Here is an 11591-nt window from a genome sequence, read left to right as displayed (position 1 = left end):
TGAAAATCGAGCAGTTGTTTACATGGCAGGAGCTTGCTGGCTATGACCCCCATAGCCAGCCCCAATTCGCCCCCTCCTCCCAACCCCACCTAAACTCTCTCCATGCTATTTCAACGGACAGAGGATTCACCATCATGGGCAAACGTCACCCCAATCTCCCCGCCTGGCAATGGCGTAACTACCCGCAGAACCACCAACACCCGACCAACTTGGCGTTGCACCTGATTGCCGTGCCGCTGTTCATCATCGGGTTTCTGTTGATCGTGTCCGGGGTTTTCAGCTTGAGCCTGGCCAGTTTTGCCGTGGGTGTGGTCGGGATCCTGGCCGGCTTGGCGTTGCAGCGTCATGGCCATAGCCTGGAAGCCGAGGCCAGCGAGCCGTTCAGTGACCGTAAAGATGCGGTGCAACGCTTGGTGGTCGAGCAGTTCGTGACTTTTCCGCGTTTTGTATTAAGCGGCGGCTGGTGGCGTGCCTGGCGACAGCGCCACCGGCATTGAGGTCAGGCGAAGACCACCACGGTCTGGCGGCTGATGGCGATCAGCTCGCCGGTCGGGCTCCAGAGGGCGGCCGCGGCATGGCCGTAGCCGTCGCGGGCGTGTTCGATATCGACGTAGTACTGGCACCAGTCGAGGGTCGTCAGATCCTGCAAAGGCTGGATGAATTCGATGGTCCAGGTCAGGGTGCTGCCGGGTGCTGGTTTTTTCAGGTGCGGCAGCAAGGCCGGAGGCCAGGCGTCGACCAGGGCGAGGATATGCGCTTCAGTCAGCGGCTCTTCTTTGACATCTCCACGTAAGCGAACCCAACCGCCCATGTCACGGGATTTATTACCGGTAAAGGGTAAGCCGCCGACACTCCAACGCATCGCCAGGTGGCGCATGAATTCGGGGGTCACGCCCTTGATGTAGGGCAGTTCCTGGCATTCATCCCAATGTTTGAACACCGGCGGCGCTTCGCTTTCAACCGCGATTTCCGACTCACGGGACGCGCCGAAACTGGCCTGTACCAGGGTCGCCACTTCACCGTTCTGCACCACACGGCCAAGCAATTGGCTGACGGCCTTGCCTTCGCGCAACACTTCGACTTGATAACTGGCAGGAACGTCCGGCGCTACAGGGCCGACGAAGGTGATGGCCAGCGACCGCAGCGGGCGATCAGTTGGCACCTGGGCGCGCAGGGCTTCGTATTGCAAGGCAGCCACCAGGCCACCAAAGGTTGCGCGGCCCTGGGCCCATTCGGCGGGGATGGTGACATCCAGCGGGTTGCTACGGGCGGCGTCGAGCAAATCACTAAAGCGCATGGCGGTCTCACATCAAAAGGAACAGATGAGGGATCTTAACCATCGGACCCGCCAGGTACAGCGCCTATTCCGGCCAAAAGCCGGACCGGTTCAGAAACAATCGGCGCTGAGTTTGTCCAACACGCGGTCCGCCTGCCCTTCAGCCTTGGCCATGGTGCGATGCCACACCGCAACACAAGGTTGCAGATCCGCCTGATGCTCGGCCTGGGCCAGCCATTGCCAGCAATCGTGCCAATCGCCTAACGCGCCTTGGGCTTTTTTCAAGCGCGACATCGCGTTGGTAGGCAGCTTGTCCAACTCGGGATAGGCTTCGGCCGCATAGCGCACCCGCTTGATCAACAACCGCAGGCGATGGCGATCATGGTCAGGGTCTTTCAAAGCTTCATCGAGTTTCTGCCATTGCTTGGCCAGACGTTTCTGAATGCGTGGGCGCAGGCCTTTGAGCAATTTCTGATGCTCCGACGCGCGGATGAAACGGGGAAACGCATCCAGGATCAGCAGCAAATGCGCAAGCTCCGGGCTTTGCGCCACCTGGCGATAGGCCTCAGGTTGCAGACGCAGACGTCGGTTGGCGGCTTCGTGATAACCATGCTGATGCAAATACGCCGCCAGCACCTCGCGGTCGCGTAGCGGCGTCGTCAGTTGGCCGACAGTACTGGCGGCCAATTCAAGCTGTTCCACTCCCGGCAATCCACGCAATGGGCGCAACAAGCTGCGCAGACGGCGCACGGTGGTGCGCAGGTCATGCAGGGCTTCATCGTCGGTGACGGCGGCGAGGCGAGCCTGGCAGCTCAGTAACCCTACTTCCAGGCCAATGACCTGAGCGACTAACTGATCGACCAAAGCTGACATCCTGCCCTCACTGTCTGATGAGAAATCCTACTCGCTGCTGCAGGTCAACGCCCGGCGCGAGACTCACGAATATAGAACCGCGCTTTCTCGGCCTTGTTGGAGCAGCCTTCAAACGCTTCAAATTGTTGCTGGGTCTTGGCGCCCGTCAGCAGCGACAACGCTTTAGAGTAGCTCACCGTGCCAGCAAAGCCTTCAGCCTTGGCCAGGTCCAGCTCTTTCCAGGCAGCGTCCAATTGGCTGCCGCAGCTGTCGCGGTACGCGGTCTTCCCGGCACAACCGGCCAAGGCCAGCATGATCACAGGTACACACATCCAGGCTTTCATTGATGACACCTCAAAAAGAAAAAACAGTCGTACGTTGTAGACGTTGCCTACATGGAAAAGTGCCTGTCCTTAGCCTGAAATCGATAGTACCTACAGACCAGAGCATACCCGAGCACTGTGGCTATTCTGGAAAAATATCGCTGGCCGTCCGCGAAGATTGAAGCCGCCCCCTCAATGGGTGCATTGTGGGACCCTGCCTTGGGAAGGACATGGACCATGAAAAAACGTGTTGCCTTGGTGCTGGGCTCCGGCGGGGCCCGGGGTTATGCGCACATCGGAGTGATCGAAGAGATTGAACGGCGAGGTTATGACATCGCCTGTATCGCCGGGTGCTCCATGGGGGCCGTGGTGGGCGGGATCTACGCCGCCGGCAAGCTGGATGACTACCGCAACTGGATTGAAAGCCTCGATTACCTCGACGTATTGCGCCTGGTGGACGTGAGTTTCCGCCTGGGGGCGATTCGCGGCGAGAAAGTCTTCGGTCAGATCCGCAAGATCGTCGGCGAGATCAATATCGAAGAATTGCGCATCCCCTACACCGCCGTCGCCACCGACCTGACCAACCAGCAGGAAATCTGGTTCCAGGAAGGCTGCCTGCACCAGGCGATGCGCGCCTCGGCGGCGATTCCCAGCCTGTTCACCCCGGTGATGCAAGGCAACCGCATGCTGGTCGACGGCGGCCTGCTCAACCCGCTGCCCATCGTGCCGGTGGTGTCGAGCCATTGCGACTTGATCATCGCGGTCAACCTCAACGCCACTAACCAGAAGCACTACCAGTTGCCGGTGATCCAGCGCCCGCCCGCCTTCAAGAGCCGCTTCAACAACCTGGCCAAGTCACTCGGCTCGCACCTGCCGTTTCGCCGCAAGCAAGCCGAACAATTAATGAAGTTGGAGCAGGAAGCCTTGGAGGCTCAGGCAGCGGAGATCAACCCGTGGCTGGAGTCGGCCGAGCCCGAATCCCAGCAGCCTGCTGCCGCACCGGAAAAGCCGGGGGCACCGAAATCCGCGACCGGCTCGTTCATCATCGATAACGTCGGCCCGGCGTCACTGCTGGATTTGATCAACCAGAGCTTCGAGGTGATGCAGACCTCGCTGGCGCAGTACAAGATTGCCGGTTACCCGCCGGATGTGCTGATCAACGTACCGAAGCGGGTGTGCCGATTTTTCGAGTTCTACAAGGCGCCGGAGCTGATCGCGCTTGGGCGGGAAATCGCCAGTGATACGTTGGACCGGTATGAAAGTGAGCAGAGCTGACAGCGGTCAAGCACTCAACAACCGGTACCCCACCCCCGCCTCGGTCACGATAAACCGTGGCTGAGTGGGATCATCCGCCAGTTTCTGCCGCAGGTGGCCCACGACAATGCGCAGGTAGTGGCTGTCCTCGGTATGAGTCGGCCCCCAGATATCCTTGAGCAGTTGCTGCTGAGTAATCACTCGCCCCGGATGCCGCGCCAGCTGGGCCAGCACCGCGTACTCCTTGCGGGTCAGCGCCACTTCGGCGCCGTCGAGCAGCACCCGACGATAGGCCAGGTCCACGGTCAACGGGCCAAAACGCAAAGCCGCTTCCTGCGCTTCGCCCGCCGGCGCCTGGCGCAACAATGCGCGCACCCGAGCGAGAAACTCCTGGATGCCGAAGGGCTTGGTCACATAATCATTGGCGCCCCCATCAAGGGCTTCAACTTTCTGCCCTTCGCTGGCCCGCACCGACAGCACCAGCACCGGCACCGTCGACCACTCACGAAACTCACGCAGCACCTGCTGGCCGTCCATGTCCGGTAGGCCAAGGTCGAGTACCAGCAAATCCGGCTTGCTCAACGCCGCCTGGGCCAGGCCTTCGTTGCCGGTGCCGGCCTCGATCACTTTGTAACCCTGGGAGGCCAGGCTGATGCGCAGGAATTTGCGGATCTGCGGTTCGTCATCAATGACCAAAATCGTCGCGGTCTGGCTCATGGTGTTCCATCAAAATCCGTGAAGAAAACAGGGTAGCTCATGCCTCGCGCTCCAGGCCAGGCTGTGTCGGCAACGGCAGGAACAAGGTGATGCAGGTGCCACGCCCGTCAATACCGTCGGCCACACTGATATGCCCGCCGTGAGCCCCGACCATCCCCTGGCAGATCGCCAGACCCAGGCCCGTGCCCTGCCCGCCGCGATCGCCTCGGGCGGCGGTGTAGAACATGTCGAAAATCTTGGCGCGCTCGTCTTCCGGAATACCCGGCCCCTCATCGGCCACGGCGAAGAACAGCTGGTTGTCCGCAACGCCGGCGCTCAGCTGCAAACGACCTTGCGGCGGTGAAAAGCGCGCGGCGTTTTCCAGCACATTGACCAACGCTTGCTCGATCAACGCGGCATGCACATACAACAACGGCAACTCGGGCGGCACATCGGTGCTCACCTGCAACGGCGCCAGCACTGCACGCAGACGGCCAAGGGCGCTGCCGACAATATCGCCCGGCGACACCCAGTCCCTCGCCAGTTTCAACGCGCCATGGCCGAGGCGTGTCATGTCGAGCAAGTTCTGGATATAGCGGTCCAGGCGCTCAGCTTCATCGCGGGTGCCTTCCAGCAACTCGCGGCGATCCTCCAGCGGGATGGCTTCACCGAGCGCCAGCAGGCTGTCGATGCTGCCGCGCATGGACGTCAGCGGCGTGCGCAAATCGTGGGACACCGACGCCAGCAACGCGCTGCGCAACTGCTCGGTTTCGCCGTGCAATCGAGCGGACTCCAGCTCCTGGGCCAACTGCGCCCGTGCCAAAGCCTGGGCCAAGGGTTGGCTCAAGGCCGTGAGCAAACGCCGGCGTTGTCCGCTCAACTCCAGGCCGGGCTTGGGACTGACGCCGAGCAAACCCAGTGGGCCCTCCTCCCCCGACAATGGCCACCACCACCAACGCCCGAACGGCAAGGTGCCGGTGCCCATGCCCGCCGGCTGGTCGTGCTGCCAGGCCCAATCGGCCGCAGCGCGCTCGGCTTCGGTCAGTGTCAGCGGGCCGCCGGTCTCGATGGTCCAACCGCCCTGCCCATCGCGATTGACCAGGCACAGGTCCAGGTCGCTCCAGCCTTGCAAATGGTGTGCAGCGGCGCTGACTACGGCCTGGCGATCGGTGGCAGCGGTGAGTTTGCGCGACAGGTCGAGCAGCTCGCTGGTTTCCTCCTGGGTATCGCGCAACGCTTGCAACTGCCGGCGTTGACGCGCGGCCAGGTTGCCGGTCAACGCCGCCATCAACAGGAAGAACAACAGGGTCAGCACATCTTCTTCGCGCTGAATGGCGAAGGAAAAATTCGGCGGGATAAACAGAAAGTCATAGGTCAGGAACGACAACGCCGCGCACACCAGCGATGGCCCCAGGCTGCTGCGCACCGCCACCAGCAACACGGCGGCGAGAAACACCAGCGAGATATTCGGCAGCGGCAAGACGCTGGACACCGCCCACGCCACCGCAGCCGCCACCACCGTCGCCACCACCGCCAGCGCATAGTCGAACCACACCAGCCCGCGCACATCCGGCAAACGCGGCGGTGCCGGGATGTCGTCGCTGTCGAGGACGTTGATTTCCAGGCCTCGCGCATTACGCAACAACCGCGCGGCCAGGCCACCGCCAAACAAGCGACGCCGCCAACGCATCCGCGACTGCCCCACCAGCAACAGGCTGGCGCGACGTTCAGCAGCATGCTGGATCAGTGTCTTGGCCACCTCCCCCGCCCGCAGCAACACCACCTCACCGCCCAGTCGCTCGGCCAATTGCTGAGCATTCTGCAAGCGCAGTCGCGACTGCTCATCCCGCGCACGGCCGTTATCGATATGCACCAGGCTCCACGGCAAATGCCGACGCTGGGCAACGCGACTGGCATGACGCACCAGACGTTCGGCCTGCGCATCGCCATCCACGCCCACCAACAAGCGACCGCGCACCGCCGGCGCGGCCTGGCCGAGCTGGCGATAGCCCTGGGCCAAATCGTCATCGACATGGGCAGCAGCGGTTTGCATCGCCAGCTCGCGCAAGGCCATGAGGTTGGTCTGGGTGAAAAACGCATCGATAGCCGCCCGCGCCTGTTCGGGCACATAGACCTTGCCGTCACGCAGGCGCTCCAGCAACTCGCGGGACGGCAAGTCGATCAGCAGCAGTTCGTCGGCCTCTTGCAGCACCCAGTCCGGCAGGGTTTCACGTACCTGCACGCCAGTGATTCCGCGCACTTGGTCGTTGAGGCTTTCCAGATGCTGGACGTTGACCGTGGTAAACACGTTGATGCCAGCGGCGAGCAATTCCTGGATGTCTTGCCAGCGCTTTTCATGGCGACTGCCGGGCGCGTTGCTATGGGCGAGCTCGTCCACCAACACCAGCTTGGGCTTGGCGGCGAGCAGGCCATCGAGGTCCATTTCTTCGAGCATCACCCCGCGGTATTCGCTGCGCAACAAAGGCTGTTGCGGCAGGCCACTGAGCAAGGCTTCGGTCTCGGCGCGACCGTGGGTCTCGACCACGCCGGCAATCAGCCGCACGCCTTGGCGCAACTGAGTGTGCGCAGCCTGGAGCATGGCGTAGGTCTTGCCCACACCCGGCGCGGCACCGAGGAAGACTTTGAGCCGGCCACGGCCGTCCCGGGGCAGATCGGCTAACAGGGCATCGGCGCGGCCGGAGTCGCTCATGCGGGCAGTGTCCTTCAGGTATTGATCGGGTTACAGCTTTTCCAGCGCCATGTTCAGCGCCAGCACATTCACCACCGGCGGCCCTACCAGCGGGCTTTCAATGTGCTCATCGAGCAAGCGCTGCAAGGTCGATACCGGTACATTCCGCGCCGCCGCCACTCGCGCCAGTTGATAGGCAATCGCCTGCGGTGGCAAGTGTGGATCAAGACCGCTGCCAGAGGTAGTCAGCGATGCCAAAGGTACGGGCCCCTGGCTGGGTACCAGTTGCTTGTTTGCGTCATCGAAGATGCGCGTCGCCAGCGCCGGGTTACTGGGGCCAAGGTTGCTGGCACTGCTGGAAACCGTCGCGAAAGCGCCCGCTGATGGGCGTGGGTGGAACCAGCTGTCACCGGTAAAGTCCTGGGCGATCAGGCTGGAGCCACGCACCTTGCCGCTGTCGTCACGCACCAGGCTGCCATTGGCCTGGTCCGGGAAGGCGACTTGAGCGACGCCGGTTACCACCAGTGGGTAAGCGACGCCGGTGATCAGGGTCATGAGTACCAGCAGGCTCAGGGCCGGGCGGATCATGTTGGACATATTCAAATCCTCAGTTCAGTCGAGAAACCCTGTGGCGAGGGAGCTTGCTCCCGTTCGGCTGCGTAGCAGCCGTAGAGCTTGGGACCGCTGCGCGGTCCAACGGGAGCAAGCTCCCTCGCCACAAAAGAACAGCTAGGGTTACACCAAGTGCAACGCAGTCAGCAGCATGTCGATCGCCTTGATGCCCACGAACGGCACCAGGATCCCGCCCAGCCCGTAGATCAGCAGGTTGCGCCGCAGCAACGCCGCCGCGCTCGCCGCTTGCACGCGCACACCGCGCAGCGCCAGCGGAATCAGCACCACGATGATCAACGCGTTGAACACGATGGCCGAGAGAATCGCGCTCTGCGGGCTCTGCAAGTGCATCACGTTGAGCACGCCCAGTTGCGGGTAGATCGAGGCGAACAGTGCCGGCAGGATCGCGAAGTACTTGGCCACGTCGTTGGCAATGGAGAAGGTGGTCAGTGCGCCACGGGTGACCAGCAATTCCTTGCCGATCTGCACCACGTCCAGCAGCTTGGTCGGGTCGCTGTCGAGGTCGACCATGTTGGCTGCCTCGCGGGCGGCCTGGGTGCCATCATTCATGGCCATGCCGACGTCAGCCTGGGCCAGCGCCGGGGCGTCGTTGGCGCCGTCGCCACACATTGCCACCAGGCGACCGTCGTTCTGTTCATGACGGATGCGCGCGAGTTTTTTCTCTGGCGTGGCTTCGGCCAGCACGTCGTCCACGCCCGCTTCGGCCGCAATCGCTGCAGCGGTCAGCGGGTTGTCGCCAGTGACCATCACGGTGCGGATACCCAGTTTGCGCAGCTCGGCGAAACGTTCACGGATGCCGGGCTTGACCACGTCCTTCAGGTGGATCGCACCGAGCAACTTGCCATCGGCACACACCAGCAACGGGGTGCCGCCGCTTTGGGCGATCTTGTCGATTTCCCGCGACAATGCCGGTTGCAAGTCGCGGCGTTGCTGGCCGATGAAAGCGAGCAGCGAATCCACCGCACCTTTGCGGAACACACGGCCCTGGTAGTCAACACCGGACAATCGGGTTTCCGCACTGAACGGCACCGCGGTCAACTCATCCGCAGAGGGCTCGGCCTGCGGGTGCAAGGCGCGCAGGTATTCGACGATGGATTTACCTTCCGCCGTGTCATCCGCCAGAGAGGCAAACAACGCGCCCTCGGCGACTTCCTTGCCGCTGACGCCCGGCGCCGCGACCACCGCCGCACACCGACGGTTACCGAAGGTGATGGTGCCGGTCTTGTCCAGCAGCAACACATGCACGTCACCCGCCGCTTCCACGGCACGGCCGGACTTGGCGATCACATTGAGGCGCACCAGGCGGTCCATACCGGCGATGCCGATGGCCGACAGCAAACCACCGATGGTCGTAGGAATCAGCGTCACCAGCAGTGCGACCAGGAACACCAGGGGCAAGCTGCCATTGGCGAAGTGCGCGAACGGTTGCAAGGTCACCACCACCAACAGGAAGATCAGGGTCAGGCCGATCAGCAGGATATCCAGCGCGACTTCGTTGGGGGTTTTCTGGCGTTTGGCGCCTTCGACCAGCGCGATCATGCGGTCGAGGGTGGACTCACCGGGGTTGGCGGTGATGCGGATCAGCAGCCAGTCCGACACCAGGCGGGTGTTGCCGGTGACGGCCGAACGGTCGCCGCCGGACTCGCGGATCACCGGTGCGGATTCGCCGGTGATCGCCGCTTCGTTGACCGCCGCGATCCCTTCGATGACTTCGCCGTCACCGGGGATCATTTCCCCGGCGGCCACGCGCACCACATCACCTTTGCGCAAGCTGGTGGCCGGCACGACCTTGAAGCTGCCATCGGCCTCCTTGCGACGAGCGCTCAAGCCTTCGCTGCCGGCCTTGAGGCTGTCGGCACGCGCCTTGCCACGCCCTTCGGCCAAGGCTTCAGCGAAGTTGGCGAACAGCACGGTGAACCACAGCCAGACCGCGATTTGCACCGCGACATAGGTGGGCACGGCGGTGTCAGGCACGAAGCACAGCACGGTGGTAAGGATGGCGGTCAATTCGACCACCAGCATCACCGGCGAGCGTTGCAGTTGACGCGGATCCAGCTTGACGAACGCCTGGACCAGCGCCGGGCGCCACAGGGCGGAGATGGCGGTTTTAGCGGGTTCCTGGATTTGCACCGGTGCCGCGTTTTTTGCAGGCATATTCATTTTCATATCCCCTTAGAAGCCCATGCTCAAGTGTTCAGCAATTGGGCCCAGTGCCAGCGTCGGCAGGAAGGTCAGGCCGCCCACCAGCAAAATGGTCACGGTCAACAGGGTCACGAACAGCGGGCCATGGGTCGGGAAGCTGTTCTGGCCAATCGGTGCGGTCTTCTTCATCGCCAGGCTGCCGGCCAGGGCCAGTACCGGGAGGATGTAGCCGAAGCGACCGATCAACATGCCCAGGCCCAGCATCAGATTGTGGAACGGCGTGTTGGCGCTGAAGCCACCAAACGCCGAGCCGTTGTTGGCACTGGCCGAGGTGTAGGCATAGAGCAATTGGCTGAAACCGTGAGGGCCGGGGTTGCTGATAGCACCGGCCGGGCCAGGCAGGCTCGCGGCGATGGCACCGAGGACCAGCACGCCAACCGGCATCACCAGCAAGGTCACCACCAGTAATTGCACTTCCTTGGCCTGCAACTTCTTGCCCAGGTATTCGGGTGTACGGCCGATCATCAGGCCCGCGAGGAACACCGCGATCAACACGTTGAGCAACATGCCGTACATACCGGCGCCGACGCCGCCGAAGATCACTTCGCCGACCATCATGTTGACCAGCGCAACCATGCCGCTGAGGGGGTTGAGGCTGTCCTGCATGCCGTTGACCGAACCGTTGGATGCCGCCGTCGTGGTCACCGACCACAACACCGTACCGGTGGTGCCAAAGCGCGCTTCCTTGCCTTCCAGCGGCGCGGTTTGTTCCACGGCCGGGTTGTTCAGGGTCGGATTGGGTTGGTATTCGGCCCACAGCGAGGTCGCGCCGCCGATCAGGAACAGTGCCAGCATGCAGCCGAGGATCGCGCGGCTCTGGCGCAGGTCCTTCACGTAATGGCCGAAGGTGAACACCAGCGCCACCGGAATCAGGATGATCGCCGCCAACTCGAACAGGTTGGCCCAGGCAGTCGGGTCTTCAAACGGATGCGCCGAGTTGACGCCGAAGAAGCCACCGCCGTTGGTGCCCAATTGCTTGATCGCAATCTGGCTGGCCGCCGGGCCCAGGGGGATCACTTGATCCACACCTTGCATCGTCACGGCATCCACGTAGTGAGCGAAGGTTTGCGGCACGCCCTGCCATACCAGGAACAACGCCAGTACCAGGCACAACGGCAGCAGGCCGTAGAGGGTAGCGCGGGTCATATCGACCCAGAAGTTACCCAAAGTCTTGGTGGATTTGCGACCGATCCCACGGCACAACGCGACCAGTACTGCCAGACCTGTGGCCGCACTGACGAAGTTCTGCACGGTCAGGCCCGCCATCTGGCTGAGGTAGCTCAGGGATGCCTCACCGCTGTAGGACTGCCAGTTGGTGTTGGTCATGAAACTGACCGCGGTGTTGAAGGCTAACGTCCATTCCTGCCCCGGCAATTTCTGCGGGTTCAGTGGGAGGTAGCCCTGGAACAGCAGGATCGCGAACAACAGCAAAAAGCCTGCGAGGTTGAACGCAAGCAAGGCCAGCATGTACTTCTGCCAGCTTTGTTCTTGATGCTCGTCCACGCCCGACAAGCGATAACAGGCGCGTTCTACCGGGCCAAATACCGGCGTGAGCCAGGTGCGCTGCCCTTCCATCACTTTGTAATAGAACCGCCCCAGGAACGGGGCTGGCACCAACACCACCGCAAAGAAGGCAATGATCAGCCAATAGTCATAACTGTGCATG

General features: G+C 62.4%; 10 protein-coding genes. 2 read left to right on the top strand and 8 right to left on the bottom strand.

Annotated elements, in window-relative coordinates:
- The first annotated feature begins 134 nt into the window (after positions 1–134).
- Entirely contained in the window at positions 135–497 is a 363-nt protein-coding gene (locus tag OZ428_RS10025; RefSeq protein ID WP_010211905.1) for an Mpo1-like protein, read from the top strand.
- Between the two features lie 2 nt (positions 498–499).
- On the opposite strand, the gene OZ428_RS10020 is transcribed toward OZ428_RS10025, so the two are convergent.
- The 3 genes from OZ428_RS10020 to OZ428_RS10010 form a co-directional block, all read right to left on the bottom strand.
- Entirely contained in the window at positions 500–1297 is a 798-nt protein-coding gene (locus OZ428_RS10020) for an acyl-CoA thioesterase (RefSeq protein WP_269133266.1), read from the bottom strand.
- Positions 1298–1387: 90 nt separating this feature from the next.
- Positions 1388–2149 (bottom strand): CHAD domain-containing protein, encoded by a 762-nt coding sequence (locus tag OZ428_RS10015; RefSeq protein ID WP_269133265.1) that lies wholly within the window; start codon positions 2147–2149, stop codon positions 1388–1390.
- Between the two features lie 44 nt (positions 2150–2193).
- Complete coding sequence (locus OZ428_RS10010; protein WP_003172685.1) at positions 2194–2472, bottom strand: hypothetical protein; 279 nt, start codon at positions 2470–2472, stop codon at positions 2194–2196.
- Between the two features lie 216 nt (positions 2473–2688).
- Here OZ428_RS10010 and OZ428_RS10005 point away from each other — a divergent pair, with 216 nt between their 5' ends.
- Entirely contained in the window at positions 2689–3726 is a 1038-nt protein-coding gene (locus tag OZ428_RS10005) for a patatin-like phospholipase family protein (protein ID WP_038844524.1), read from the top strand.
- A gap of 6 nt (positions 3727–3732) precedes the next feature.
- On the opposite strand, the gene OZ428_RS10000 is transcribed toward OZ428_RS10005, so the two are convergent.
- From OZ428_RS10000 to kdpA, 5 genes are all read right to left on the bottom strand, one after another.
- Positions 3733–4422, bottom strand: coding sequence for a response regulator (locus OZ428_RS10000; RefSeq protein WP_010211910.1), 690 nt, complete (start codon positions 4420–4422; stop codon positions 3733–3735).
- A 37-nt stretch (positions 4423–4459) separates the two neighbouring features.
- Positions 4460–7111, bottom strand: coding sequence for a sensor histidine kinase (locus OZ428_RS09995; protein ID WP_061435819.1), 2652 nt, complete (start codon positions 7109–7111; stop codon positions 4460–4462).
- Positions 7112–7141: 30 nt separating this feature from the next.
- Complete coding sequence (gene kdpC / locus OZ428_RS09990) at positions 7142–7687, bottom strand: potassium-transporting ATPase subunit KdpC (protein ID WP_038844521.1); 546 nt, start codon at positions 7685–7687, stop codon at positions 7142–7144.
- A gap of 138 nt (positions 7688–7825) precedes the next feature.
- A complete protein-coding gene (gene kdpB / locus OZ428_RS09985; RefSeq protein WP_269133264.1) occupies positions 7826–9883 on the bottom strand; it encodes a potassium-transporting ATPase subunit KdpB in 2058 nt (685 codons plus the stop codon).
- 12 nt (positions 9884–9895) lie between these two features.
- A complete protein-coding gene (gene kdpA, locus OZ428_RS09980; protein WP_269133263.1) occupies positions 9896–11590 on the bottom strand; it encodes a potassium-transporting ATPase subunit KdpA in 1695 nt (564 codons plus the stop codon).
- Position 11591 lies beyond the last annotated feature (1 nt).

This window comes from Pseudomonas sp. GXZC (assembly GCF_026967615.1).
In the GTDB taxonomy this organism is placed as follows: Bacteria; Pseudomonadota; Gammaproteobacteria; order Pseudomonadales; family Pseudomonadaceae; genus Aquipseudomonas; species Aquipseudomonas azotoformans_A.
The sequence above is the reverse complement of the archived record's forward strand: the minus strand, read 5'-3'. Positions and strand labels throughout refer to the sequence as shown.